This is a genomic window from Pseudomonas sp. PvP100 (genome assembly GCF_017833055.1).
Lineage (GTDB): Bacteria > Pseudomonadota > Gammaproteobacteria > Pseudomonadales > Pseudomonadaceae > Aquipseudomonas > Aquipseudomonas syringae.
On record NZ_JAFIBO010000001.1, the window covers coordinates 5,253,464 to 5,277,400 of the forward strand.

Genomic DNA, 23,937 nt, shown 5'->3' on the forward strand with positions numbered 1-23,937 from the left:
AATCATGATCAAGGCAGTGATTTTCGATATGGACGGTGTCCTTATCGACGCCAAGGAATGGCATTACGACGCACTGAACAAAGCGCTCAGCCTGTTCGGTTACAACATCAGTCGCCACGAACACCTCACCGCCTACGACGGTCTGCCCACCTCGCGCAAACTCGACATGCTGAGTGTCGAACGCGACCTGCCGGTTGCGTTGCACGCCTTCATCAACGAGATGAAACAGCAGTACACCATGGAGATCGTTTACGCCCAGTGCAAACCGACCTTTGTGCATCAATACGCGTTGTCATCACTGAAAACGCTGGGTTACAAGCTGGCAGTGGCGTCCAACTCCATTCGCAACACCGTGGAGGTCATGATGAACAGGGCAGATCTCGACCGATACCTCGATCTGCGGCTCTCCAACGAAGACGTCAGGCATGCCAAGCCAGCGCCGGACATCTATACCAAGGCCATCAGCCAATTGGGTCTTCGGCCTGAAGAATGCCTGATCGTCGAGGACAACGAGAATGGCATCAAGGCCGCAAGAGACTCCGGCGCACATGTGCTGATCGTGGCTGAAACCTGCGATGTAAACCTTAATAACATTCTTGGCAAAGTCGAGCAGATCAACTTCGAAAAGGCGGCAGTCCTGTGAGCGCGTTGAACATCATCCTTCTGACCGGCAGGCAGTCAGAGGCGCCGCACGATGAGGGCGAGTACCCGCACTACCTGTGCGAATACAACGGCAAGCCACTTATTCATAAACTGATAGATAACTGCGCAGTACTTCAGCCGCGCAGGATGATCTGCACATTCTCGAACCACGATATCGCCCGGCTGCACCTTCGCAACATGGTCCCGCAGATGCACCCGTCGGCCGGTGTTCTGCCGGTTCACAACATCACCCGGGGCGCGGCGTGCACGGCGCTTCTGGCGAGTGAAGAAATCGACAACGATGATGAACTGCTGATTCTCAGTGTCAGCGATTTTCTGGATATCGAGCTGCAGGATGTAGTGCGCGCGTTTCGGGAAAGTCATGAGGATGCCGGAGTGGTCATCTTCAATTCTCTGCACCCTCGTTATTCATTCGCGCGCCTGGATAGCGACTGCCGGGTCATCGAAGCTGCCGAAAAAAATCCGATCAGCTCAAACGCCATTGCAGGTGTGTACTGGTTCAAGTCCGGCTCGCTGTTCGTATCGGCGGCCAAAGAAATGATTCGCAAGGACGCCAGGGTCAACGACAACTTCTACATAGCCCCCGCCCTTAATGAGCTGGTGCTGTTGCAGAAGAGGATCGGCGCCTACCGGATCGAACCGAATCAGTACCGGCCACTGAAAACCGACAGTCAGCTCCACGCTTTCGAAGCAGGAGAAATGCGATGAAAACGGCCAGACTGGAAGACATGGTCAAAGGCTGGTTCGTGGGCGGATTCGAACCTGCAGTTTTCAGCACCGAGTCCTGTGAGGTCGGGGTCAAGACCTACAAGGCAGGTGAAAAGGAAGCGGCTCATTACCACAAGGTCGCCACCGAGATAACCGTGCTCATCGCCGGGTCAATCAACATGCGCGATCAGGTCTGGCATGCCGGTGACATCATCGTTCTGGAGCCGGGCGACATCACGGCGTTTGAAGCGCTCACCGATGCGACCACCGTTGTCGTGAAGGTGCCGGGTGCGCTTGCTGACAAGTACGTCGTCTGACCATGAAAACGACCCATCTGCAGCATCACCCTAGCCTCGGTTACATAGCGGCTGGCAGTCTGCGCAGCCTCCCGGTTGGGCTACTGCTGCCCCATGAGTGTTCCAGCTTGATCTCGTTCCGCGCGCATCCGTTTCGCAAGCCTGAACGGGTGATCAGGAAACTGCATGCCGCACAGCGTCCGTTGTGTCTGTATGGGTCAGGTAGCTACTGTTTTTATGGTGTCCAGAGTGATTCACCGCTGGCTCCGCTGTTGCTTTGGGATGGTGCGCACTTTCTGAATGTTGGCGAAAAAATCACGGTCATCGAAGACTCGCCTATCGAGTGTTATCTGGATCGTGATTACTTCGCAGGCTCGCTCAAGGTCATTGCGCGTTCGGCCAACTCCGTCACTTACACAAAAGTATCCAGGCTCACTGCAGAGTCGAACGACGATCTCGATAGCTGGACCTTTGGCATTCCTGTCGGTCCAGGCGACGCCACCGTTCTCAATGCCGTCGTGAAGCGCATTCTGGAAATTGACATCCCGCACAAGGAGATACTGCTGTGCGGCACACCGGGAAGTAACTTCGCCTATTTCGACAAGGTCCGCATCGTGGGGGAGGACATCACGGCCCCGCCCGTGCAGATCTGCAAGAAGAAAAACCGTCTCGCGCTGGAGGCCAGACACAGCAATCTGGTGATCCTGCATGACCGCGTCTTTTTGCCAAAACACTTCGGGGAAGTTGTCCGCCGCTTTGGCCCGCGCTATCCGTTGATGACCTTGCAAAGCATGTTCTTCGATAACCGAATCAGCATGCATCCGCGGCGTTACTCGGATTACGGCATGGCTATGGACGAGGTCGCGCAGGGGCTGCTGGGGCTGCACCGCACCAGCGGTAATGCTCAGTCCATTGCGCCTTCAATATTCCCGGACGTCGACCGGACCGGGTTCTGTTTCGCCAGCCCGATGCGCTACAACAACGATGCAAGTTACCCGACAGGCAGTCTCTACATTTGTCGCAAGGACGTATGGAATGCCTGGCCGCTGGACGAGTCCCTGCACTGGGTGGAATACGAAGACATCGAGCATGCATTGCGAGCGTCTCGCGCGGGTATTCCGAACCGGATCAACCCTTTCGGCATCACTCAGTCAGTGACCTCCCGGGCGCTGCTGGGTGGCAATGCTCTGGTCGAATCCGTTGACGGATGTCTCGGCGTATCGGGGCCTTGTTATGTGTCACTGCTGGAAAAGAAACCTCTTTTGAACCTGTCTGCCGAGACCGCGCTGGCCAGATTGCGGCAATTTGCTGACAAATACCTGGCCAACCCGTCGGCGGTCGTCATTCCGACCGGTCTTGATCACGTCTCTGTTCGAGCCTGGATCGAACTGATCGATAACGTAGTTCAACAGTCCACCTTCAAAAACGACAGTGAGACGGTCAGAGAGTTTATCGGCGACTTCGAGAGGCTCGTCTTGCTCGACCAGCTACCGAGTACGCGTCAGGAGTTTCTGGTCAATCGCTTCCTCACAGACCCTGCGCTGGCCAAACAGACACTGATCACGCAGAGCTGCGAAGTGCGCAATATGTTGCGTCAACGCGGCACGCAGACCTGGTTTGCTCGTCAGCAGGATGATTACTTTCACCACAACCTTCTGTCACTCCCTGGCATTTTGATTTCGGCCGTTCGTGCTTATCGAAATAACGGGAAAAGTTTCTATTTTGAAAGCCTGTGGGCTGCTGTGAAAGCCATCTACAACTCGACTCCCTTCATGTCCTACAGCAAGGGGGCGAAGTGAAGGTATTCGTCGTTTCTCAGTTGAGCTCCAGTACCGCCAGCCATCAACTGATCTGTCAGCTGGCGCGCATCCAGCACGAGCATAGGAAGACCGTTCCCGTCCTTGTGATTGATGACCGCTACAACCTCTCCGAACTACCCGTCAGCGATTCATCGACCGAACACGCTTTGTTCTGCCTGGATGATTTTCTTCACGACAATGGTGTAAGCGGCATTGTGGCGAACAGAATTGCCCAGCACATGGATAAAGTCGAAAGCGACTGGGTGCTGATTGATTTTGGTCAGCATGACTCGGCTACCTGCAGGGACTTCATCCAGAAAATTGCTCGTTACAACTATCTGAGCGCCAGGCTGCGAAAGCGAAATCTCGTGATCATGGTGCCCGCCATGCACCTGGGCATTTATTCGCGAACCCTCAATGCCTCGTTCAACAATTTACCGGCAAGCACAACAGCCTCAGTCCGTTCCGTTCAGATTGGCAGGCTGCTTATGGTCACCCGTCTTGAGAGAGTGCTGATGAGTATTCCAAGGCTGGCCGGCGTCTTGCGCCGAATGAGGCGTGTTGCTCTGCGCGTCTTTCGGCGTGTTCCAAGATCCCATTGACCGATCTGCCGTTAGCCGTCGGTAGCAGGCGCTTCTCATTACAAGGTTAAACACATGCCTCATCTTGTGGCCGTTGATTCCAGAAAAATCAGCGTGGTTATTCAGGGCCCTCTGTATCGCGACCTGAGTTCCAAACGAAATATCTTCGCCTGCATCGCATCGATCCGTACGCACCTGCCACAGGCCGAAATCATCGTTTCGACCTGGCGTCATGAAGATACGTCCGATGTGAAGGCGGACCAGATCGTCATGTCGGATGATCCGGGTGCCTTCGTCGATGACGCCGGAAATCAGATCAACATCAATCGCATGCTGCTATCGACGTTATGCGGTATTCAGAGCGCTTCAAGACCCTATGTCATGAAAATGCGCGCCGACCACAACCTGACCAGCGCGGCACTGGCTGTCATAGGCCAGTCTGATGATACCGAGCCGGGCGAGACACAGCTGTTCGATACGCCTATTACCACCACGACGCTGTATATTCGCGACCCTGAACGGTTGCCGATGTTGTTCCACATATCGGATCTGGTTCAATTCGGCACGCGCGGCGCAATGCTCGCCATGTGGGGGCAACCGCTGTTCGAAAGGGACGCGCTTTTCAACGACAGGCCGTCTCGCAATCCGTTTGGCAACTTCATTGGCTACACGTCCGCGCGCATGGTGAGCGAGCAGGCACTCATGCTGGGTGTCATGCGCAGGAAGGGCATTGAGGCCCGGCTCGCGCGACCCTGCGAGGTAGGGCTGAGCAACCTGAAGTTATGGGACAACATCTTGAGGCGCAACTTCAGAGTCCTCAACCACTGCGAGGCTGGCGTCGACTTTCCGGAGCGCTTTCTGACCAGCCGCCGCGTACTGACGACGCTCTACAAGGCCTCTGCGATAGAGCAATTGCAGAGGCTCGACCCGCAAGGCTACAGGCTGAGGATCGCGCGCATCTGGCTCAATCAATACCTGCTGACCTGCCTGCGCCCCGGCTGGTGGGTGTCCTTTGCGACCATCGTACTGTTCAGCACCTCACCGACCCTCGCCAAGCGCATTCGCTCGTACTGGCGCACGCTGAGGAAGGTCGCGCATGCGGAGTCTTATCGGGTTTGAGGGCTGGGCGTGTGTAGGTATCGAAATACGTCACGCGTTACGCAAGCGTTCATCCAGCATATCCAGCAAAGCTTGCTGACTCATCGACGCCTGCTTGGCATAGCACGAGACCAGCAGCTCAAGCGGATGAATTCCGATCCTGGTCGCGAGCTGGTCCAGCTTCTCAAGCGTCGGGCTCTTCAACCCGCGTTCGATCTCGGACAGATACGTCCTGCCACTGACCCCGACAAAATCCTCCTGCGTGAGACCCTTCGCTTCGCGCGCTTCTTTCAGTGCTGCTCCGATTGCGTTGCTCAGATCCATTGCGCACCCCCTTTACAAAAGGAAGGGATTTCGCTTGAATGCACGTTATAGCGCTACACGCTATAGCATTCATTATGCCGAGTGCGCTTTACAAGGATGAGTCGCTGCCACAGCAAAGGAGTAGATGCTTCATGAGTCGTCACAAAGCCTGCGGATCATCGCAACGGCATCAAGCATCAAGATACCTACCCATCTGCAAAAAATGTCGCGCTCTTCAGCGCCTGCGTTCGCGGATAGGTGTTCTAGCCGATGCATCCCCAAAGCCCAAGCCCTCGACTGGCCCCCAAATCGTCAGCGCAATGTATGCCTATCTCATGACCAGCTGGGAAGAACTGCCCGAACAGAACAAGCGTGCGCTCGGCTTCGATTCAATCGTGGGCGGTGAAGAGGAAGAGGCAGCGCTGAATCGATTAGCAACGCTGTTTATGGAGTACGCGGATGTTTCCCTGCGCAGGGCACTGGTGGCGCGGCGGAGGCGGTTGGGGGAGGGCGGTGGGTAGTTTCTGTGAGTCATTGGACAACCAGCAAGGTGCTGCTAGCGGCTGATATGGCTGGAGGTTTCTCAAGCAGATGATATCCACTGTCCAGCCGCAGTAAGAAAGCAGCAGACATTAAAAAGCCGGCTTGTGGCCGGCTTCTCGTAGGCGGTTCTGATCTATTTTTGATAGACCGCAATCGCCTTCAACAGGTGCGCCTCTTGAAGAAGCGCGAATAGGCAACAGAGCAAACGGATCACATGCCCCGTTCAAGCACCGCATCGCATGAGTGCGTCAGGTGCTCTGGATGGCGAACAGGATACTGAACTTCGCCTCCTATGCCCAGCCCGAATGCCTTTCAGCCGTAAACGCCTCATAACAGCAGCATGGCATTGCGTCGGCTGTTCAGGGTCGACCACCAGAATATCCAGCCCAGAATCCGTATTTTCTCCCGGTCGATGTCTTCGGCGCTGAACAGTTCGTCCGGGTATTCGGCGTCGTTGTGGCTGCGCAGGCGCAGGCCGCCGTTGGGCAGGCGGTAGAGGTAGCGGACGCGCAGGATGCCGCCGTGTTCGAGGGCGTAGATTTCGCCGTCGATGACCTGGGTCAGTTCGCGGTCGACGCCGAGGATCGAGCCGTCCTGGATCTTGTCGGCCATGCTGTTGCCGACCATGGCGACGCACATGCAGTTTTTCGGGTCGATGCCCATGTTCTGCAGGACTTGCAGGGGCAGGCGGATTTTCTGTCCGGGGGCTTCGGCGAGGACGGTCTTGCCGACGCCGTGGGTGGATTCGGCTTCCATGAAAATCTGGATTTCCACGTCGCCGCGCGACACGTTTCTGGCCTGATGAATGATGACGCGGGTATCGCCGCCAGTGTTTTCATTGGCGCATTCGTTAGGGTGTTTGGGGCCTTCGCCGGTGCGCAGCCAGCGGGCGTTGACGGTCAACAGTTCAGCCACCTCGTCAATCCGCGCCATGGGCACGCCGCGCTTGAACCAGTTATTGACGTGTTGCGGCGTGATTTTGCGGTTGGCGGCAAAATCAGTCGCTGTGAGATGGCACTCCCGAAGGAGGATGCGGAGTCGATCACCTGATGTATTCATAGTGGCGAAGTCTACGGGCGTCGCGTGGGCGTTTAAATGAACGAGGTGTTGACGTCGACGTTATCCCAGGGTGGGCGTGGCTATCCGGACTACGGATGGAATGAATGTCGTGTAGGTGGATTCCGTAATAGCGCTTTTGGCGCTAAACGAGGTATTGCGCGTTTACCCCCGCTATACGGGCTTTAACGAACTGTTCATAGAATGTCTAAAAGCCGGGCGCATTTTTAAACGTGCGTGCTGCAAAAAAGATGGATTGTGTTTCGGCGAGCGAGGTGTGCGGGGAGGTGCAGCGAGGAGGGGGGACGCGTGTTTCAGGGCACGGGTGTGGCGTGCCCTGAAACGCCAATCGATGATCAGCCTTTGTAAGCTGCAACCGATTTGGTGATCTCGGCACGGGCAGCGTCAGCATTGCCCCAACCTTCGATCTTCACCCATTTGCCTTTTTCGAGATCCTTGTAGTTCTCGAAGAAGTGCTTGATCTGCTCAAGCAGCAGCGGCGGCAGGTCGGTGTACTCTTTCACGTCGACGTACAGCTGGGACAGCTTGTCGTGTGGCACTGCGATAACTTTGGCATCGCCGCCGCCGTCGTCAGTCATGTGCAGGATGCCGACCGGGCGTGCGCGGATAACCGAACCTGGGGTAACGGGGTATGGGGTTACCACCAGCACGTCCAGCGGGTCGCCGTCGTCAGCCAGGGTGTTGGGGATGAAACCGTAGTTGGCCGGGTAGAACATCGGGGTGGCCATAAAACGGTCAACGAACAGGCAATCGGAATCTTTGTCGATTTCGTATTTGATCGGCGCGTGGTTGGCCGGGATTTCGATGGCGACGTAGATGTCGTTCGGCAGGTCTTTACCAGCCGGAATCTTGCTGTAGCTCATTGGGCATTGCCCCCCTGGTTGAACAGACAGATTGTGGCGCGAACCGCCATAAAGTGGTCCGGATTATAGGCATATTCTGTTTTGGTTGCCACGCATGGCCTTGGTGGCCGTCAGCTGTCCCGGTAAGCCGGGTCCTGTTGATGCAGCAGGTCGAGCCGCGCCAGGGTGTCCTGACGGTAGAACGCTTTCAGTTGTTCGTAGACGGCCGGGTAACTGCCGTGCAGCAGGTCGGGCGCGCTGAAGAAGTATTCGCTGGTCACGGCGAAGAACTCGGCCGGGTCTTCGGCGGCATAGGGATCAATGGCGGGTTCGGCGTCGGGGTTATGGTCCAGTTGCCGGTTGAGATCATCGAACGCGTTTTGCATGACGCGAGCCCATTTGGTCACCTGCATGTCGCTGTGCAGCGGCGGCAGGCCATTGGCGTCGCCGTTGAGCATGTCGAGCTTGTGCGCCAGTTCATGAATCACCAGGTTGTAGCCATCCCAGTCGCCGCTGCTCAATACGCCGGGCCAGGCCAGAATCACCGGGCCCTGCAGCCAGGCTTCGCCGCTGTGCTCGCCATCCCACTCGTGTTCGACGCCGCTGGCATCGCGATGGCGCTGCGGGCTGACGAAGTCGTCGGGGTACAACACGATTTCATGAAAGCCCTGATACCAGTTCAGTTCGCCGAGGTTCAGCAGCGGCAGCTGTGCCTGGGCGGCGAGAAACAGCCGCTGTTCGTCATCCAGATCAACGCCCGGCAGCGCACTGAGGTGCTTGTCATGCAGAAACAACACGCAGGCGTCACGCAGTTGCGCGCGCAGCCCGTTACTCAGGCCATCGAGGATCGGCAGACGTGCGCAGACGTTCTGCCATAGTTCTTCAGCAACCGGGTGTCGGGCCAGCGTGCGCTGCCTGCGCCAGTTGCTGAATGACCACATGATTCAGCGCGCGTCGACCGGACGCGCGGTGCGGCTGCGCACCACGCCGATGACCATAGGCACCAGTGACAGCAGGATGATTGCCAGTACCAGAAAGGTCAGGTTGTGCTTGATGAATGGCACGTTGCCGAAGAAGAAGCCCAGTGTCACCAGGCTGCCGACCCACAGCACCGAGCCCAGCACGCTGAAGCCCACGAAGCGCGGATAGGACATCCTGCCGACGCCCGCGACGAAGGGCGCAAAGGTACGGATGATCGGCAGGAAGCGCGCGAGCGTGACGGTCTTGCCGCCGTGGCGTGCGTAGAAATCCTGGGTACGCAGCAGGTAATCGCGGCGGAAGATTCGCGATGACGAGTTGCTGAACAGTTTTTCGCCGACCGTGCGGCCAATCACGTAATTGGTGCTGTCGCCCAGAATCGCTGCGAGCATCAACAACCCGGCCAGCAGGACCGGGTCCATGCCGCCACCGGCAGCCACGGCGCCGGCGATGAACAGCAGCGAGTCACCCGGCAGGAAGGGCATGATCACCAGTCCGGTCTCGCAGAAAATCACCAGAAACAGGATCGCGTAGACCCATGTGCCGTAGTTGGTCACCAACAGGTCAAGGTAAACGTCGAGATGCAGAATAAGGTCGAGCGGGTTGAATTCCATTAAGGCACCTGAGGCGAGAACCCTGTCCGGGGTCGCATGCGGAAGAAACGACTGCGCGGCATTATAGAAGCAGAATGCGCAGAAGGGGCTTCGGAATAAGCGGCGGGGTTGAATGGGGTGTGAGCGGTATAGCTTTGAGGAGGGAAGAGCAGTCCGCAGTGTTCATCCGGGCTTATGCCGCAAGCCGGGATGATGACGCGAATCTGCCCGGCGGCTTCGAACGGCATAAGCCAGTGTGGAGCCTAGTGTGGCGCGTCAGGGCCGTCCAGCAGGAAGTTGCCGATGGGTTTGCCTGAGTGATCATCAGTGCCGTCTGATTCCAGTGTCTGCAGTTCCGCCTCGTCTTTCAGGTTGACCCCGGAAATCTGCCGCCTGCAGGCCTCGCGCATCAGGTACAGCAGCCGATGAGCGGCCATGCCGTAGCTCAAGCCTTCCAGGCGCACATTGGAAATACAGTTGCGGTGCGCATCGTTCAGCCCGACCTTTGGCGCGTAAGTGAAGTACAGGCCCAGGCTGTCCGGGGAGCTGAGACCGGGGCGTTCGCCGATCAGAATGACCACCATCTTCGCACCGAGCAGTTCGCCGACCTCATCGGCCACGGCGACGCGGCCCTGTTCGACCATGATCACTGGCGACAGCGACCAGCCCTCGGCGCTGGCCTGTTCTTCCAGGCGAATGAGGAAAGGCACCGCATGTCGATGCACCGCCAGGGCGGACAGGCCGTCAGCGACCACTACCGCCAGATCGAGACCGCCCGGATGAGCCGCGGCGTAGTCGCGCAACGTCTGCGCTGATTCGTCATTAAGGCGACGGCCCAGGTCCGGGCGCTGCAGGTAGCTGTCCCGGTCGGCGGCGGCGCTGTGCAGCAACAGGGTTTCACGGCCTTTTTCCGTCAGTTGTGCGCTGATCGCGGCATGGTCGAAGGCCAGATGCACCGCGTCGCGTGCCTGCGCATGGGCGGCTTGAAAATCCAGTTGCGCAGAGGTCGGCAGGCTGGTGCCGGTACGCCCCAGCGCAATGCGCGCAGGGGTCAGGCGGCGCAGCTCCAGCCATGGATTGGCGGGGGCGGCGCTGTCTTGTAGTTCGTTCATCGGCTCGTCACTCATGCTAGATGCGCCAGCGCCTGACGGAAGGCAGGCGGCAGGCTGTCGCCGAAGCGCACACGGCCGTCGGCCTGGGTGAAGATGCCCATTTTTTCCAGCCAGGCTTCGTATTCCGGCGCAGGCCGCAGGCCCAGGCTTTGCCTGGCGTACAGCGCGTCGTGGAACGAGGTGGTCTGGTAGTTGAGCATGATGTCGTCGGAGCCGGGGATGCCCATGATGAAGTTGATCCCCGCGACGCCCAGCAGGGTCAGCAGGGTGTCCATGTCGTCCTGATCGGCCTCTGCGTGGTTGGTGTAGCAGATGTCACAGCCCATCGGCACGCCCAGCAGCTTGCCGCAGAAGTGATCCTCCAGACCGGCACGGATGATCTGTTTGCCGTTGTACAGGTACTCGGGGCCGATGAAACCGACCACGGTGTTGACCAGAAACGGATTGAAATGCCGGGCGACGGCGTAGGCGCGGGTCTCGCAGGTCTGCTGGTCGACGCCATGATGCGCGTTGGCCGACAGCGCGCTGCCTTGCCCGGTCTCGAAATACATCAGGTTTTGCCCGAGGGTGCCGCGGTTAAGGCTCAGACCCGCCTCATAGCCTTCCTGCAACAGCTTGAGGCTGATGCCGAAGCTGGCGTTGGCGGCCTCAGTGCCGGTGATCGACTGAAACACCAGGTCGACCGGCACGCCACGGTTGATCACCTCAATGGAGGTGGTGACGTGGGTCAGCACGCAGGACTGGGTCGGGATTTCATAGCGCTGGACAATGGCGTCGAGCATTTCCAGCAGGGCGACGATGGACGAAGTGCTGTCGGTGGCCGGGTTGATGCCGATCATGGCATCGCCATTGCCGTACAGCAGACCGTCAAGCACGCTGGCGGCAATGCCGGACGGGTCGTCGGTGGGGTGATTGGGTTGCAGGCGTGTCGACAGCCGGCCGCGCAGGCCCATGGTGTTACGGAAGCGCGTCACTACACGGATTTTCTGTGCCACCAGCACCAGATCCTGCACGCGCATGATCTTTGAAACGGCAGCGGCCATTTCCGGGGTCAGGCCGGGGGCCAGCGCGCGGAGACTGGTTTCGTCGGCCTTGTCGCTGAGCAGCCAGTCGCGAAAGCCGCCGACTGTCAGATGACTGACCGGGGCAAACGCCAGTTTGTCGTGGGTGTCGATGATCAGCCGGGTGACTTCGTCCTGTTCGTAAGGGATCAGGGCCTCTTCAAGAAAGTGCTTGAGCGGAATGTTCGCCAGCGCCATCTGCGCAGCGACTCGCTCGCCGTCATTCTGCGCCGCGACTTCGGCCAGATAATCACCGGAGCGCGCAGGACTGGCCTTGGCCATGACTTCTTTGAGGCTGTCGAAGCGGTACGTCTGCGCTCCGACAGAGTGGGAAAAGCTCGCCATACAGATTCTCCATGACGTCGCGCTGCTTGCGTCGGACGTAGTCTTTCGCTGAGCCGGGTACGTCCCGGTTCAAACGACTGTGGGAAGCGATGCAAGCAATTAATACTCCATCCTGACCGGGAGTGCGAGTTTGCAGGCGTAAGCGGATTAGTCCAGGGCAGGATGCATCACGCCGCAGCGTTAAGCCGGGGCGTGATGCACAGGGTTGGTGCGCGATGTGTTTCTTGTTACCGCGCAATAGGGCCCGGTGCTATACACAAGTCCGCTTTTGATTCTGGCCGAAGGCCGTGGGAGCGAACTTGTTCGCGAAAGGGCCAGTACATTCTCCGGGAAGGTATCGTCTGAACTACCGTCTTCGCGGACAAGCGAAGCGTCGTCCGCTCCGCTCCCAGAGGGGGCGTGTTCCAACCTGACCAGGGGACCTAAATACCTAGAAGAAACCCAGCGGGTTGGTGTCGTAGCTCACCAGCAGGTTTTTGGTCTGCTGATAATGCTCAAGCGCGATTTTGTGGGTTTCGCGACCGACGCCGGATTTCTTGTAGCCACCGAACGCGGCGTGTGCCGGGTACAGGTGGTAGCAGTTGGTCCACACGCGTCCGGCCTTGATCGCCCGGCCCACGCGGTAGGCGCGGTTGATGTCGCGGGTCCACAGGCCTGCGCCCAGACCAAATTCGGTATCGTTGGCGATGGCCACGGCTTCGGCTTCGTCCTTGAAGGTCGTGACGCTGACCACCGGGCCGAAGATCTCTTCCTGGAAAACGCGCATTTTGTTGTTGCCTTTGAGCAGCGTCGGCTGGATGTAGTAGCCGGTGGACAGGCTGCCCTCGAGCTTCTCCACTTTGCCGCCGGTCAACAGTTCGGCGCCTTCGCCCTTGGCGATGTCCAGGTACGAAAGAATCTTGTCGAATTGTTGCTCGGATGCCTGGGCGCCGACCATGGTGTCGGTGTCCAGCGGGTCGCCGCGCTTGATCTTCTCGACCTTGCGCAGCACCGCTTCCATGAACTGCGGATAGATCGACTCCTGCACCAGCGCGCGGGACGGGCAGGTGCAGACTTCGCCCTGATTGAAGAACGCCAGCACCAGGCCTTCAGCGGCCTTGTCGATGAACTCCGGCTCGGCGCTCATGATGTCTTCGAAGAAGATGTTCGGCGACTTGCCGCCCAGTTCCACGGTGGACGGAATGATGTTGTCCGCCGCCAGTTTCATGATATGCGAGCCGACCGGTGTCGAGCCGGTGAAGGCAATTTTGGCGATGCGTTTGCTGCTGGCCAGCGCTTCACCCGCTTCGCGGCCATAACCCTGCACGATGTTCAGCACGCCGGGAGGCAGCAGGTCGCCGATCAGTTCGATCAGCACGCTGATGCCCAGCGGCGTCTGCTCGGCAGGTTTGAGCACGATGCAATTACCGGCAGCCAGCGCAGGGGCGAGTTTCCAGGCCGCCATCAGGATCGGGAAGTTCCACGGGATGATCTGCCCGACTACGCCCAGCGGCTCATGAATGTGATACGCCACGGTATTGCCGTCGATTTCGGCGGCGCTGCCTTCCTGCGCACGCAGCACGCCAGCGAAGTAGCGGAAATGGTCGGCGGCCAGCGGGATATCGGCGTTGAGGGTTTCGCGGATTGCCTTGCCGTTGTCCCAGGTTTCGGTGATGGCCAGGACTTCCAGATTTGCTTCGATGCGATCGGCAATCTTCAGCAGAACCAGCGAGCGGGCCTGCACCGAGGTCGAGCCCCAGGCTGCAGCGGCGGCGTGCGCAGCGTCGAGTGCCTTGTCGATGTCTTCGGCAGTGGAGCGCGGAAACTCTGCGATGGCCTTGCCGGTGACCGGCGAGGTGTTGGTGAAATACTGGCCTTTGACCGGCGCGACGAACTCGCCGCCTATGTAGTTACCGTAGCGTTCCTTGAAGTTGACGATGGCGCCTTCGGTACCGGGATGAGCGTAACGCATGGTATGTCTCCTGGTTCTTGTTGTGAGGGAGTCTGAGTCGATTCTGCTTTCGGGTAGTTGGCAATGAGCGTTCAAGAATAGGCCATTTGCATTCGGCCGTGGCTAGGACTTTAGGCTTATCTGCCGGGCATTGAAATGGGGCGTGCGCGCAAGACGACGGACAAACTCAGGGTGCCATTTCACCGCCCCTACGTTAACCTGCGCAGATGTTCTGAGAGGTTGGTCATGCATATTCATATCCTTGGTATCTGCGGCACGTTCATGGGGTCTCTGGCGGTGCTCGCCAAAGAGTTGGGGCACCGGGTCACTGGCTCCGACGCCAATGTCTACCCACCGATGAGCACCCAGCTCCAGGCGCAGGGCATCGAGCTGACCCAAGGCTATGATCCCGTGCAACTGATCCCCGCGCCGGACCTGGTGGTGGTCGGCAACGCGCTGTCGCGTGGCAACCCGGCGGTTGAATATGTGCTCAACACAGGTTTGCCGTATGTGTCTGGCCCGCAGTGGCTGGCGGACCATGTGCTGCAAGGCCGCTGGGTACTGGCCGTGGCCGGCACGCATGGCAAGACCACCACCAGCAGCATGCTGGCCTGGGTGCTGGAACACGCGGGCATGAGCCCCGGCTTCCTGATCGGAGGCATCCCGCAGAACTTCGCCGTGTCGGCGCGTCTGGGCGAGACCCCGTTCTTTGTGGTCGAGGCGGATGAGTACGACAGCGCGTTCTTCGACAAACGCTCCAAGTTCGTCCACTACCGTCCGCGGACTGCGATTCTCAACAATCTTGAGTTTGATCATGCCGACATCTTCCCCGATCTGCCGGCCATCGAACGTCAGTTTCACCATCTGGTGCGAACTATCCCGAGCGAAGGCCTGGTAATCCACCCGACTACCGAGCCGGCGTTGTCGCGGGTCATCGAGATGGGCTGCTGGACGCCGGTACAGACCACGGGCCAGAACGGTCAGTGGCAGGCACGACTGTTGAGCGAAGACGGCTCGCGTTTTGAAGTGCTGTTCGAAGGCGAGCTTCAAGGCACTGTCGAGTGGGACATGACCGGTCAGCACAACGTGGCCAACGCCTTGGCGACGCTGGCGGCCGCTCGCCATGTGGGCGTCGTGCCGTTGCTGGGCGTGCAGGCGCTCAGTGCGTTCAAGAGCGTCAAACGGCGTATGGAAAAGGTCGCCGACGTGCGCGGCATCACTATTTATGATGACTTCGCTCACCACCCCACGGCTATCGCCACCACGCTGGACGGCCTGCGCAAAAAGGTCGGTGATGCATCGATCATTGCGGTCGTCGAGCCGCGCTCCAACTCGATGAAGCTTGGCGCGCATCGCGATGGCTTGCGGGAAAGCGTGAGTCAGGCGGATCAGGTGGTCTGGTACGCCCCGCCCAATCTGGGCTGGGACCTGGCGGCAACAGTCGCGGGAGGCACTGTGCCTGCGTTGGTCTGTGATTCCCTTGAGGCAATCATCGCCCAGGTCAAAAGCCAGGCGCAGCCCGGTACGCACATCGTGATCATGAGCAACGGCGGCTTTGGCGGCCTGCATGGCAAGCTGGCGGAGGCGCTTAAATGAGCGGCCCGGAGCGCGTTACGGTTGCCATGACTGGCGCTTCTGGCGCGCCATATGGCCTGCGCCTGCTGGATTGTCTGGTGCGTGAGGACCGGGAAGTACATTTCCTGATCTCCAAGGCGGCGCAATTGGTGATGGCCACCGAGACCGATGTGCGCCTGCCGCCCAAGGCGATGATGATGCAGGCGTTTCTGACGGAGTACACCGGTGCGTCTGCCGGGCAGATTCGCGTCTATGGGCGCGATGACTGGATGTCGCCAGTGGCCTCCGGCTCGGGGGCGCCCAGCGCGATGGTGGTGGTGCCGTGTTCCACCGGTTCGCTGTCGGCGATCGCCACCGGGGCCTGCAACAATCTGATCGAGCGCGCCGCTGACGTGACGCTGAAGGAGCGGCGCCAGTTGATTCTGGTGCCGCGCGAAGCGCCGTATTCCAGCATTCATCTGGAACACATGCTCAAACTGTCGAACATGGGTGCAGTGATTTTGCCGGCGTCTCCCGGCTTTTATCACCAGCCGCAGACCATCGACGACCTGGTGGACTTTGTCGTCGCGCGGATCCTCAACCTGCTGAATATTCCTCAGGACATGCTGCCGCGCTGGGGCGAGCACCATATTGGCAGCGATGAATAAGCTGCTGCTGGTCGCGCTTGCGCTGGCGCTGACCGGCTGCGCGACGGCACGCACGCTCAATGCGGCCAAACCGGGCGCGCCGGTGGTGTATGCCGGTACGCGGTTGAATATGTATGCGCTGCAGGGCGGCTGCTGTGCCGCCGACCGATTCGGCGCAGAAGCTCCCAGCTACCCGGGCCTTGACCTGCCGGGCAGTGCGCTGCTCGACACCCTGCTGCTGCCACTGTCATTGCTGACGGCAGCGGGACTAGGGGTTCAGGCTACGGGCGGGCTTTAGTGTGACGCAGATCATTCCCACGCGGAGCTGATCGTTATATACAAATCTGCTTTTGATTCTGGCCGCAGGCCGTAGGAGCGAGTCGGGCGACGCTTCGCTCGTTCGCGAAAGGGGCGGTATGATCGCCGAAAATATACCGTCTGAAACATCGCATTCGCGAACAAGCGAAGCGTCGCCCGGTTCTCCTACGGCCTCCGGCCAGAACCAAAATCGCACTTGTGTTTAAAGATGAGCGCGGAGCACGGCGACGATGATCTTGGCTGTGCTCCGGCGAGCATCACCTACTTGCCCAGCTTGCGCAGCTCATCCGATTCGACGATACGTTCGCCGTTTTGCTCTTCCAGCGCCAGCCGCCACAGGGCGCGGGCCAGGTGGCAGGCTTCGATGGCGCCGTATTTGCCGGGGATCAGTTTGGCGATGGGCGCCGCCAGTTGCTCGACCCAGCGGGTTTCAGGACGGCTGCCCACCAGCAGGGAAGGGCGGGCGATGGTCAGTTGCGGCCAGCCTTGCGCACGAAGCGCCAGTTCCATTTCGCCTTTGACACGGTTGTAGAAGGTGCTGGACGCCGGGTCTGCGCCGACTGCGCTGATCACCAGCAAGTGGCGAGCACCGAGTTCGCGGGCCCGGCTGGCGAACGCTGTGACCATGTCCAGATCAACCGCCTTGAAGGCGTCCTGCGAACCCGCTTGTTTGATCGTGGTGCCGAGGCAGCAAAATGCGATGTCCACCCGGCCAGACAGCGTTGGCAGCAAGGTCGCCAGCTCGCCGACCGGGTTTTCCAGGTGCGAGTGTTCGGCCAGCGGCTTGCGGGTCGGTGCCAGCACGCGGGTGACGGTCGGCTCGCTGAGCAGCCTGTCCAGCAAATGCTCGCCTGTCAGGCCCGTGGCTCCTGCGAGCAGGATGTGTTGCGGCGTCAGGTACATATCGTTCTCCTTGATACGGCTAAGCCTAGCGGCTACTCGAAGTCTTCGCTTCCGTGCGGTTCAACGCCGTGCTCAACGCGCGTTCGGCCTGGCTCTTGCGCAACTGCTGCCAGCGCGCCAGGACTCCTTTGGGTGCCCATATCTGCGGTTCGGAGGCTTCGAAGTTGTCTTCGGTCTCACGTTGCGCAACATAGGCCTTCGCTTCGTTGAAAGCGTGTTGCAGGTCATCGGTTTCGACCAATGCCCTGGCAAATAGTGCATCGCCAAAATAAGTGAAGTCCGCTTCTTCCGAACAGCCGAACGAGACGCGGTCGGCGCGTGAGGCGGTCATGATCAGTGTGCGCTCATCTTTCAGGTCAGGAATGAATCCGCCGGAATAACAGGCTGAAATCACCACGACCTTGTCACGGTTCTTCAGTGGCGCGAGGGCCGCTGCCAACGCGTCGGCGGGCAGGTCTGCCAGCGACAGGCGCGGCTGGTCGAGCACCAGTTCATGATCCTGAGTGCCATGGCTGGTCAGGTAGATGAACACCAGGTCTTCAGGCCCGGTGCGCTGGGCGAGTGTCTGCACCGCGCGGGTGATGGTCTCACGCGTCGCCATCGGCCGGTCATCCATGTGATCGCGATGATTGACCAGGCTGACTTGTCCGACGGCACCAAAACGCGACTTGAGCAGATTGCTCACGTAGTCCGCCTCGCGCATGAACACGCTCTGCTTGCCGTCGCCACCCACGACCAGCGTGTACAGCTCGGTTGCCGGTGTCGACGCTGGCACTGCCGCCAGTGCCTTGTCCAGCAGCGAACCCTGGACCAGCAGCCCGGCTTCAAGTGGGTCCGGCAGCAACTTGCCTTTGGCATCACGGATTCGCTCGCCGTTGGCCCAGATGCCGCGCTGCTCCTTGCCATCGGCGGAAATCAGCACGCCGTCGCCATGGTAGGTGTCATCGGCGAACTGGCCGATGTAGCGGCTGCCATCGGCCAGTAGCAACTGGCCCTGACCCATGAAGCGCCAGTTGTCGAAATCACCCTGATAGCGGCTGCCGTCAGAGCCGATCAACTCGCCTTTGCCGGTCAGCGCGCCTTCCTTGAACTCGCCGCTCCAGACGTCGCCGTCGCTGTTTTCGTAGCGACCCTTGCCGTCCAGCTGGCTGTTGCGGAAATTGCCGACGTACTGATCGCCGTCGGTGCTGGTAAAGCTGCCGGTGCCCTGCAATTGACCGTCGATGAAATTGCCGCTGTACTGGTTGCCGCTGGCATCACTGCGCGAACCCTCACCATTGGCCTTGCCATTGGCGAACATGCCCTGATGCTGGCTGCCGTCTTCCAGTTCCAGGCGACCGGGGCCGTCGTACACGCCGGCCTTGAACTGGCCACGGTAAAGCACACCCTTGTCTTTCTGGGTGCCTTCGCCGTCACGCATGCCAAGCTTGAAGCTGCCGACATAGCTCGCGCCAGCGCGGGTGGTCAGTCGGCCCTGGCCATTGAACAGACCTTGCTCGAAACCGCCCTTGTAGACGTCTCCGTTGCTGGAGTGCCATTCGCCCTGGCCTTGCCGCAGGCCGTTTTCGAACTGACCTGCGTACCAACTGCCGTTGGGGTAATCGATGCGCCCCTGGCCCTGCAGGACGCCGTTGACCAGATCGCCCCGATAGCGTCCGCCGTCGGGCAGGCGACCGTCGGGTGGCAAAATTGATTCGCCATCACCGCAGCCTGCGATCAAGAGTGTCAAAGCCAATGGAGCGAGCGCGCGCATGTGAGATCCCGGAAGAATGATTCAGGGGCGAGCCCGGCTCCGCTTGAGCAGATGTTATGGGTCACGACCGCAGGGGAGTATGCCGCAGCGAGTCAACGGGATGAAACAGTCTGTTACGACTGTTTCATGTTTTAAACGCTTTGCACGAAACACAACGTTAAAGGTTCGGCCACAAATGCGGGTTTTTCCTGACCTTCTATCTCCAGCGTGGCCGTTGCCTTGAGCAACCACTGTCCGGTTTTTTTCTCGCTCACGTCGGTCAGCTGGACCTTGAGGCGCACCCGTGAGTTGACCGTCACCGGTTGAACGAAGCGCACGCTGTCTATCCCGTAATTGACCGCCATCTTCAAGCCTTCGGGCAGTACCATGATGCCCTCCATGAGTTGGGGGATCAGCGACAACGACAGAAAGCCGTGTGCAATGGTCGCGCCGAACGGCGTCTGCGCCGCTTTGACCGGGTCGACATGGATGAATTGGAAGTCCCCTGTGGCGTCGGCGAACAGGTTGATACGCTGCTGGTCGATGGTCAGCCAGTCTGAATAGCCTGCGTCCTTGCCGATGTGTTGCTTGAGTTCTGCGACGGGTACAAAAGGCATGCTGCTCTCCTTGTCTGATGAGGGGCTATTGAGCTGCCTGCCCGCATCGGCTCATGCCTGCGGGCGAATGATCAGATCAGCAGAGCGCGGCTGGCCGGTCAAGCAACTGCGGCAATGCGAATACCCACTCATGACCTCTGGCGCAGCGTGTTTATAATGACGCCGATCGTTCGCCGGGTTCGTTTATCTGCTGGAGTCTTCATGCTGTTAAGGGGTTTGACATGGCTGGTGCTGTTCCAATTGCTGGGGACCGCACTCAACCACCTGTTTCTGTCGATTTTGCCGGGGCCGATCATCGGCCTTGTGCTGTTGATGGCCTATCTGATGTGGCGCGGTGAAGTCAGCGAGCCGATCAGCATGGCGGCCAGCAGTCTGCTGCGCTATCTGCCGTTGCTGCTGGTGCCGCCTGCGGTCGGGGTGATGGTGTACGCGTCGGCCATCGCCGAGGACTTCTGGGCGATCTTCGGCACGCTGACCCTGTCGCTGATGATTTCCATGGTCTTTGTCGGCTGGCTGATGCAGACACTGATCAGGCGTCAAGCTCAGCGCCGGGAGTTGCCATGAATCTTGACTGGCACGGTGCATGGTTGTCGGTGATTCACCACCCGCTTTTCGGCATCGCGATAACCCTGGGCGCCTATCAACTGGCGATGGCGGCCTACGAAAGAACCCGCTGGCTGTTTCTGCAGCCTGTGCTGGTCTCGATGGTGGTGGTGATCGGGGTCGTGCTGTTTTGCGACCTGGAATACACCGAGTACCGCAAAAGCACCGAGATTCTGGTCACGCTGCTGGGGCCTGCAACCGTCGCGCTGGCGGTCCCGCTCTACTTGAATATGCGGCGCATCCGCCAGTTGTTCTGGCCGGTCTTGACTACGCTGGTAGTCGGCGGGGTGTTTGCCACCGGCTTGTGCGTGGGGTTCGGGGTGCTGTTCGGTGCCGACCACATGATTCTGATGACCATGGCACCGAAGTCAGTGACATCGCCCATCGCCATGCTGGTCGCCGAGCAGATCGGCGGGGTTGCCGCACTGGCGGCGGTTTTTGTGTTGATTACTGGCGTATTCGGTGCAATTTTCGGCCCTGGTCTGTTGTCACTGATCGGGGTGGATAATCCTGCTGCCCGAGGCATGGCGCTGGGGCTTACCGCGCATGCGGTAGGCACATCCGTGGCATTGCAGGAGGGGGAAGAATCGGGGGCTTTTGCTGCGTTGGCAATGAGTCTGATGGGCGTTGCAACGGCATTGTTCCTGCCGCTGGCAATGTCGCTGGCCATTTAAAAGGAGGCTTTTCTATGACGCTGCCATTGTTTCCGCTGAATGCTGTGCTGTTTCCGGGGTGCGTGCTTGATCTGCAACTGTTTGAAGCCCGCTACCTGGACATGATCGGCCGCTGCATGAAGCAGGGGGAAGGGTTCGGTGTGGTGTGTATCACCGAGGGAAGTGAAGTCGGCTCAGTGCCGGGCGGCTACTCGATGATCGGCTGCGAAGCGCTGGTCACGGATTTTCAGCAGCAGGAAAACGGCTTGCTGGGCATTCGTGTCGTCGGCGGACGTCGCTTCCGGGTTGTCGCTGCTGAGGTTCAGCGCGATCAACTGCTGGTGGCCGAGGTCGAGTGGCTGGAAGAGCCCGTGGAGCGCCCGCTGCAGGAGGAAGACGCCGACCTCGTGGCCCTGCTCGAAGCGCTGGCCGAGCACCCGATGGTGGCTTCCTTGAACATGGGCGTGTCTGCCGGTGGGCAATACGCGTTGTCCAACCAGCTTGCCTATCTGCTGCCGTTCACCGAAAAAGACAAAGTGGAGCTGCTGGAAATCGACGATCCCGAAGAGCGCCTCGACGCGATTCAGGAATTGCTCGATGAAATGCAGGGCGATCTGCAGGCCTGAGCCTCGCTCGACCTTTTCATTGCGCAACACGTCAGGCGGGCTTAGCGCGGTGGATACTGCTCCAGGATTTTCGCCACGGTGGTGCGCATGGCCTGATCGCGTTCGGACGGGCTGCCGGCGTTGTCGTTGAGGATGCGCTCGGTGCTGCCACGCCAGACCAGTTTGCCGTCCTTGCCGTCGAACATATCGATCTGCACGGTGCCGACCTTGTAATCGACGCTGCGGGTTTCGGTGTTCATCGGCCCGTTCCAGTAGCCATAACCACCCCAGGGGCTCCAGCCGCCGCCATAGTTGGTGCTGACCGTCTGCTGACGGTTTTCGACAATCAGCCAGGCCTGCACTTTCAAATCCGGCCTGGCACCGCCTGTTGCCATGCGCAGACCGCGCTGGTCCAGCTGCTCGCCGATTGACTGGCGAAGGCGTTGCTCGGTCAGGTCGCTCTTGAGCCTTGGATCATTGTCGGGCTGATACTGAACGGCGGGCTCTTTCCAGCTCCAGCTGCGATAGCCGCCGAAATCCCGCTGGGCATCGAAGTCGCGATTGACCGAGTTGCTCTGACAGGCCGTCAGCAACAAGGCACAGGTCAGCAGAACGATACGGCGAAACATGGCAGTTCTCCGAAAAGGTTACGAAGGCGGGTAGGCCGCCAGAGCCTGTTGCACGGCCTGACGCAACGCACTGCTACGGTCGGCCAGATTATTGCTGGCGCGCGCATCGGCGCTGGCGCTCCATACCGGCTGGCCGCTGCGCGCGTCGATCAGGTTGATCTGCACCACCATGACCTTTTCCTGATAGGTGCGCACCACCGGCACACTGGCGTAGCCGCCATAACCGGGCCGGTATCCATCGTAGCGCCCATAGCCCATGCCGCCCCCATAGTAGGGGTCGTAATCTTCACGCACCTGACGCAGTCGGGTTTCCTGCCGGGTCGTGGTCGTGACGTACAGGTCTGCCGGCTGATTGCCGCGAGCCGGTCGCAAGCCACGCTGGTCCAGGCCGTTGCTCACGGCTTCGACCACCTGCGCCGAATCCACCCACGCCGTTCCGGGCGGCAGCTGGCCGTTGAGCCAGCCCCAGGAGCGATAACGTCCATAGTCACGCGGCGGCGCAGGATAGGCGCTCATGTCCAGCGTCTTTGCCGCCTGCGCAGGAGCGGGAGGCATGGGCAGAGAGCTGGCGACATACGGGTTGTCGCTCTGGCAGGCGCTGATCCCGAGCAGAGCGGTTCCAAGCAGCACGGCAAACAAGGCAGAACGGTGTTTCATGGTGGGCTCCGCAGTGATGTCAGACCGGACGGCACATCCAGTGAAGGTATCGACCCAGCCCGGCAAAGGCTGGATGACGCCGGTGCGCCAGTTCCATTTCCAGCAGATCCGTCAGCTCGGGCCGAGCCTGGAATTCAACCGGCATGTAATCGTGAAATACCCGCACCCCGCTACGGGTTTCGACTTGCCACAGTCCTTCAAGTTGCGTCGCCAGCTCCCGAGGGTCGAGCGGTTGCTGAGGCGTCAGGCTCTGTTTTTCCCCGGCCATGTCATTTTTGCGCATCTTGCGGAAGTGACCCTTCAGCAGGTTGCGATAGATCAAGGCATCGCGGTTGTAAAACGCCAGCGACAACCAGCCATCGTCCTTGGTCAACTGGCGCAGCACCGGGAGAATGCTGTGCGGCTCGGCCAGCCACTCCAGCACCGCGTGGCACAGCACCAGATCATAAGTGTCGCTCAGTAAATCGGGCAGTGCCTGCCACGGAGCCTGAATGAAGGTTGCCGTCTGTCCGGCATCGGCGAAGCGCTGACGTGCGCCTTCGAGCATCGGCTCGGCGGGTTCGGCCAGGGTCACCTGATGACCCTGTTCGGCCAGCCACAGTGACATGTGGCCCAGCCCGGCGCCGATATCCAGTACACGAAGCGGTCGCGCCGGCAGGGTCTCGGTCAGGTCGGCCTGCAGCACCGCCAGACGAATGGCTCCCTTGGCACCGCCATAGATCTTTTCCGCAAAGCGGGTCGCCAGCTGGTCGAAATGCCGATCACTCACTTGGCAAATCTCCGCTCGCTGTCAGCCAGCTTGTTACGCACCACTGTGTCCATGTCCAGGCCCAGTTCGCTGCACAGCAGCAACAGGTAGAGGACGATGTCGCCGACTTCCTGGCCGGCGTGCTCCAACTGGTCGGCAGGCAGCTCGCGGGACTGGTCTTCGCGCAGCCACTGGAATATTTCCACCAGCTCGGCCATCTCCACACTGGCAGCCATGGCCAGGTTTTTCGGGCTGTGAAATGGCTTCCAGTCATTCTGGTCGCGGATGCGGTGCAGGCGTTGGGTCAACTCGTCGAGGTTCATCGTGCTCTCCTGAAGACGC

Annotated in this window: 28 protein-coding genes; 13 read left to right on the forward strand and 15 right to left on the reverse strand. The window is 59.8% G+C overall.

Annotation, left to right across the window (positions count from 1 at the left end; all coding sequences use genetic code 11):
- The first annotated feature begins 4 nt into the window (after positions 1–4).
- Genes JOE39_RS22650 through JOE39_RS22675 form a run of 6 tightly spaced genes read left to right on the forward strand, consistent with a single transcriptional unit; the run spans position 5 to position 5,166 of the window.
- On the forward strand, positions 5–643 hold the full coding sequence (locus JOE39_RS22650; RefSeq protein WP_024665261.1) for an HAD family phosphatase: 639 nt from the start codon (positions 5–7) through the stop codon (positions 641–643).
- Complete coding sequence (locus JOE39_RS22655; RefSeq protein ID WP_024665262.1) at positions 640–1,371, forward strand: glycosyltransferase family 2 protein; 732 nt, start codon at positions 640–642, stop codon at positions 1,369–1,371. The genes JOE39_RS22650 and JOE39_RS22655 overlap by 4 nt, the downstream gene beginning before the upstream one ends.
- Complete coding sequence (locus JOE39_RS22660) at positions 1,368–1,688, forward strand: hypothetical protein (RefSeq protein ID WP_024665263.1); 321 nt, start codon at positions 1,368–1,370, stop codon at positions 1,686–1,688. The genes JOE39_RS22655 and JOE39_RS22660 overlap by 4 nt, the downstream gene beginning before the upstream one ends.
- A gap of 2 nt (positions 1,689–1,690) precedes the next feature.
- Positions 1,691–3,466, forward strand: a complete 1,776-nt coding sequence (locus JOE39_RS22665; RefSeq protein WP_024665264.1) for a hypothetical protein — start codon at positions 1,691–1,693, stop codon at positions 3,464–3,466.
- Positions 3,463–4,068, forward strand: a complete 606-nt coding sequence (locus JOE39_RS22670) for a hypothetical protein (RefSeq protein ID WP_024665265.1) — start codon at positions 3,463–3,465, stop codon at positions 4,066–4,068. The genes JOE39_RS22665 and JOE39_RS22670 overlap by 4 nt, the downstream gene beginning before the upstream one ends.
- A 54-nt stretch (positions 4,069–4,122) precedes the next feature.
- Entirely contained in the window at positions 4,123–5,166 is a 1,044-nt protein-coding gene (locus JOE39_RS22675) for a WavE lipopolysaccharide synthesis family protein (RefSeq protein WP_024665266.1), read from the forward strand.
- A gap of 30 nt (positions 5,167–5,196) precedes the next feature.
- Here JOE39_RS22675 and JOE39_RS22680 read toward each other — a convergent pair whose 3' ends face one another.
- On the reverse strand, positions 5,197–5,469 hold the full coding sequence (locus JOE39_RS22680; RefSeq protein WP_003317245.1) for a helix-turn-helix transcriptional regulator: 273 nt from the start codon (positions 5,467–5,469) through the stop codon (positions 5,197–5,199).
- Positions 5,470–5,600: 131 nt separating this feature from the next.
- Between JOE39_RS22680 and JOE39_RS26435 the strand changes: the two genes are divergently transcribed.
- Positions 5,601–5,969, forward strand: coding sequence for a hypothetical protein (locus JOE39_RS26435; protein ID WP_024665267.1), 369 nt, complete (start codon positions 5,601–5,603; stop codon positions 5,967–5,969).
- A 349-nt stretch (positions 5,970–6,318) separates the two neighbouring features.
- Here the strand turns inward: JOE39_RS26435 and JOE39_RS22690 are convergent, their stop codons facing one another.
- The 7 genes from JOE39_RS22690 to JOE39_RS22720 all read right to left on the reverse strand — a co-directional run bounded on the left by JOE39_RS22690 (position 6,319) and on the right by JOE39_RS22720 (position 13,950).
- Positions 6,319–7,050: an XRE family transcriptional regulator gene (locus JOE39_RS22690; RefSeq protein ID WP_004409537.1), complete on the reverse strand. Its 732-nt coding sequence runs from the start codon at positions 7,048–7,050 to the stop codon at positions 6,319–6,321.
- A gap of 353 nt (positions 7,051–7,403) precedes the next feature.
- Complete coding sequence (gene ppa, locus JOE39_RS22695) at positions 7,404–7,931, reverse strand: inorganic diphosphatase (protein WP_003317259.1); 528 nt, start codon at positions 7,929–7,931, stop codon at positions 7,404–7,406.
- 110 nt (positions 7,932–8,041) lie between these two features.
- Positions 8,042–8,851, reverse strand: coding sequence for a M90 family metallopeptidase (locus tag JOE39_RS22700; protein WP_210078254.1), 810 nt, complete (start codon positions 8,849–8,851; stop codon positions 8,042–8,044).
- Between the two features lie 3 nt (positions 8,852–8,854).
- Positions 8,855–9,502 (reverse strand): DedA family protein, encoded by a 648-nt coding sequence (locus JOE39_RS22705; RefSeq protein ID WP_003366404.1) that lies wholly within the window; start codon positions 9,500–9,502, stop codon positions 8,855–8,857.
- 242 nt (positions 9,503–9,744) lie between these two features.
- Positions 9,745–10,593: an ethanolamine ammonia-lyase subunit EutC gene (gene eutC / locus JOE39_RS22710; protein WP_198700292.1), complete on the reverse strand. Its 849-nt coding sequence runs from the start codon at positions 10,591–10,593 to the stop codon at positions 9,745–9,747.
- 11 nt (positions 10,594–10,604) lie between these two features.
- Entirely contained in the window at positions 10,605–11,999 is a 1,395-nt protein-coding gene (locus tag JOE39_RS22715; protein ID WP_004407936.1) for an ethanolamine ammonia-lyase subunit EutB, read from the reverse strand.
- Between the two features lie 430 nt (positions 12,000–12,429).
- Positions 12,430–13,950, reverse strand: a complete 1,521-nt coding sequence (locus JOE39_RS22720) for an aldehyde dehydrogenase family protein (RefSeq protein ID WP_003422285.1) — start codon at positions 13,948–13,950, stop codon at positions 12,430–12,432.
- 225 nt (positions 13,951–14,175) lie between these two features.
- On the opposite strand from JOE39_RS22720, the gene mpl reads away from it, so the two are divergent.
- From mpl to JOE39_RS22735, 3 genes are read left to right on the forward strand one after another with little or no spacing between them, the layout of a single operon-like run.
- The gene (gene mpl / locus JOE39_RS22725; RefSeq protein ID WP_003318673.1) at positions 14,176–15,525 is read left to right on the forward strand and encodes a UDP-N-acetylmuramate:L-alanyl-gamma-D-glutamyl-meso-diaminopimelate ligase; all 1,350 of its coding nucleotides are present in this window, start codon (positions 14,176–14,178) and stop codon (positions 15,523–15,525) included.
- The gene (gene ubiX / locus JOE39_RS22730; protein WP_003393457.1) at positions 15,522–16,151 is read left to right on the forward strand and encodes a flavin prenyltransferase UbiX; all 630 of its coding nucleotides are present in this window, start codon (positions 15,522–15,524) and stop codon (positions 16,149–16,151) included. Before mpl ends, ubiX begins: the two co-directional genes overlap by 4 nt.
- On the forward strand, positions 16,144–16,428 hold the full coding sequence (locus JOE39_RS22735) for a YceK/YidQ family lipoprotein (protein WP_003393455.1): 285 nt from the start codon (positions 16,144–16,146) through the stop codon (positions 16,426–16,428). Before ubiX ends, JOE39_RS22735 begins: the two co-directional genes overlap by 8 nt.
- Positions 16,429–16,709: 281 nt before the next feature.
- On the opposite strand, the gene JOE39_RS22740 is transcribed toward JOE39_RS22735, so the two are convergent.
- From JOE39_RS22740 to JOE39_RS22750, 3 genes are all read right to left on the reverse strand, one after another.
- On the reverse strand, positions 16,710–17,351 hold the full coding sequence (locus JOE39_RS22740) for an NAD(P)H-binding protein (RefSeq protein ID WP_003393453.1): 642 nt from the start codon (positions 17,349–17,351) through the stop codon (positions 16,710–16,712).
- Between the two features lie 25 nt (positions 17,352–17,376).
- A complete protein-coding gene (locus tag JOE39_RS22745) occupies positions 17,377–19,104 on the reverse strand; it encodes a C13 family peptidase (protein ID WP_004394027.1) in 1,728 nt (575 codons plus the stop codon).
- A gap of 131 nt (positions 19,105–19,235) precedes the next feature.
- Entirely contained in the window at positions 19,236–19,700 is a 465-nt protein-coding gene (locus JOE39_RS22750) for a MaoC family dehydratase (protein WP_024661441.1), read from the reverse strand.
- 201 nt (positions 19,701–19,901) lie between these two features.
- On the opposite strand from JOE39_RS22750, the gene JOE39_RS22755 reads away from it, so the two are divergent.
- Genes JOE39_RS22755 through JOE39_RS22765 form a run of 3 tightly spaced genes read left to right on the forward strand, consistent with a single transcriptional unit; the run spans position 19,902 to position 21,582 of the window.
- Positions 19,902–20,264, forward strand: a complete 363-nt coding sequence (locus tag JOE39_RS22755) for a CidA/LrgA family protein (protein WP_003318668.1) — start codon at positions 19,902–19,904, stop codon at positions 20,262–20,264.
- Positions 20,261–20,977: an LrgB family protein gene (locus JOE39_RS22760; RefSeq protein ID WP_003422277.1), complete on the forward strand. Its 717-nt coding sequence runs from the start codon at positions 20,261–20,263 to the stop codon at positions 20,975–20,977. Before JOE39_RS22755 ends, JOE39_RS22760 begins: the two co-directional genes overlap by 4 nt.
- Positions 20,978–20,991: 14 nt before the next feature.
- Positions 20,992–21,582 (forward strand): LON peptidase substrate-binding domain-containing protein, encoded by a 591-nt coding sequence (locus tag JOE39_RS22765; protein ID WP_003318666.1) that lies wholly within the window; start codon positions 20,992–20,994, stop codon positions 21,580–21,582.
- A gap of 41 nt (positions 21,583–21,623) precedes the next feature.
- On the opposite strand, the gene JOE39_RS22770 is transcribed toward JOE39_RS22765, so the two are convergent.
- From JOE39_RS22770 to JOE39_RS22785, 4 genes are read right to left on the reverse strand one after another with little or no spacing between them, the layout of a single operon-like run.
- Positions 21,624–22,190: a DUF4136 domain-containing protein gene (locus JOE39_RS22770; protein ID WP_210078252.1), complete on the reverse strand. Its 567-nt coding sequence runs from the start codon at positions 22,188–22,190 to the stop codon at positions 21,624–21,626.
- A gap of 18 nt (positions 22,191–22,208) precedes the next feature.
- Positions 22,209–22,847: a DUF4136 domain-containing protein gene (locus JOE39_RS22775; RefSeq protein WP_003393446.1), complete on the reverse strand. Its 639-nt coding sequence runs from the start codon at positions 22,845–22,847 to the stop codon at positions 22,209–22,211.
- 19 nt (positions 22,848–22,866) lie between these two features.
- Positions 22,867–23,616: a methyltransferase domain-containing protein gene (locus tag JOE39_RS22780; protein WP_074907981.1), complete on the reverse strand. Its 750-nt coding sequence runs from the start codon at positions 23,614–23,616 to the stop codon at positions 22,867–22,869.
- The gene (locus tag JOE39_RS22785) at positions 23,613–23,918 is read right to left on the reverse strand and encodes a MazG-like family protein (RefSeq protein WP_010407916.1); all 306 of its coding nucleotides are present in this window, start codon (positions 23,916–23,918) and stop codon (positions 23,613–23,615) included. Before JOE39_RS22785 ends, JOE39_RS22780 begins: the two co-directional genes overlap by 4 nt.
- Positions 23,919–23,937 lie beyond the last annotated feature (19 nt).

Bases quoted from the DNA above. Each gene is read 5' to 3' on its own strand.
- JOE39_RS22650 (WP_024665261.1), top strand. From the start codon at position 5: ATGATCAAGGCAGTGATTTTCGATATGGACGGTGTCCTTATCGACGCC.
- JOE39_RS22740 (WP_003393453.1), bottom strand. From the start codon at position 17,351: ATGTACCTGACGCCGCAACACATCCTGCTCGCAGGAGCCACGGGCCTG.
- JOE39_RS22755 (WP_003318668.1), top strand. From the start codon at position 19,902: ATGCTGTTAAGGGGTTTGACATGGCTGGTGCTGTTCCAATTGCTGGGG.
- ubiX (WP_003393457.1), top strand. From the start codon at position 15,522: ATGAGCGGCCCGGAGCGCGTTACGGTTGCCATGACTGGCGCTTCTGGC.
- JOE39_RS22765 (WP_003318666.1), top strand. From the start codon at position 20,992: ATGACGCTGCCATTGTTTCCGCTGAATGCTGTGCTGTTTCCGGGGTGC.
- JOE39_RS22660 (WP_024665263.1), top strand. From the start codon at position 1,368: ATGAAAACGGCCAGACTGGAAGACATGGTCAAAGGCTGGTTCGTGGGC.
- JOE39_RS22745 (WP_004394027.1), bottom strand. From the start codon at position 19,104: ATGCGCGCGCTCGCTCCATTGGCTTTGACACTCTTGATCGCAGGCTGC.
- mpl (WP_003318673.1), top strand. From the start codon at position 14,176: ATGCATATTCATATCCTTGGTATCTGCGGCACGTTCATGGGGTCTCTG.
- JOE39_RS22760 (WP_003422277.1), top strand. From the start codon at position 20,261: ATGAATCTTGACTGGCACGGTGCATGGTTGTCGGTGATTCACCACCCG.
- JOE39_RS22785 (WP_010407916.1), bottom strand. From the start codon at position 23,918: ATGAACCTCGACGAGTTGACCCAACGCCTGCACCGCATCCGCGACCAG.
- ppa (WP_003317259.1), bottom strand. From the start codon at position 7,931: ATGAGCTACAGCAAGATTCCGGCTGGTAAAGACCTGCCGAACGACATC.
- JOE39_RS22700 (WP_210078254.1), bottom strand. From the start codon at position 8,851: ATGTGGTCATTCAGCAACTGGCGCAGGCAGCGCACGCTGGCCCGACAC.
- JOE39_RS22750 (WP_024661441.1), bottom strand. From the start codon at position 19,700: ATGCCTTTTGTACCCGTCGCAGAACTCAAGCAACACATCGGCAAGGAC.
- JOE39_RS22715 (WP_004407936.1), bottom strand. From the start codon at position 11,999: ATGGCGAGCTTTTCCCACTCTGTCGGAGCGCAGACGTACCGCTTCGAC.
- JOE39_RS22665 (WP_024665264.1), top strand. From the start codon at position 1,691: ATGAAAACGACCCATCTGCAGCATCACCCTAGCCTCGGTTACATAGCG.
- JOE39_RS22735 (WP_003393455.1), top strand. From the start codon at position 16,144: ATGAATAAGCTGCTGCTGGTCGCGCTTGCGCTGGCGCTGACCGGCTGC.
- JOE39_RS22690 (WP_004409537.1), bottom strand. From the start codon at position 7,050: ATGAATACATCAGGTGATCGACTCCGCATCCTCCTTCGGGAGTGCCAT.
- JOE39_RS22675 (WP_024665266.1), top strand. From the start codon at position 4,123: ATGCCTCATCTTGTGGCCGTTGATTCCAGAAAAATCAGCGTGGTTATT.
- JOE39_RS22770 (WP_210078252.1), bottom strand. From the start codon at position 22,190: ATGTTTCGCCGTATCGTTCTGCTGACCTGTGCCTTGTTGCTGACGGCC.
- eutC (WP_198700292.1), bottom strand. From the start codon at position 10,593: ATGAACGAACTACAAGACAGCGCCGCCCCCGCCAATCCATGGCTGGAG.
- JOE39_RS22775 (WP_003393446.1), bottom strand. From the start codon at position 22,847: ATGAAACACCGTTCTGCCTTGTTTGCCGTGCTGCTTGGAACCGCTCTG.
- JOE39_RS26435 (WP_024665267.1), top strand. From the start codon at position 5,601: ATGAGTCGTCACAAAGCCTGCGGATCATCGCAACGGCATCAAGCATCA.
- JOE39_RS22705 (WP_003366404.1), bottom strand. From the start codon at position 9,502: ATGGAATTCAACCCGCTCGACCTTATTCTGCATCTCGACGTTTACCTT.
- JOE39_RS22680 (WP_003317245.1), bottom strand. From the start codon at position 5,469: ATGGATCTGAGCAACGCAATCGGAGCAGCACTGAAAGAAGCGCGCGAA.
- JOE39_RS22720 (WP_003422285.1), bottom strand. From the start codon at position 13,950: ATGCGTTACGCTCATCCCGGTACCGAAGGCGCCATCGTCAACTTCAAG.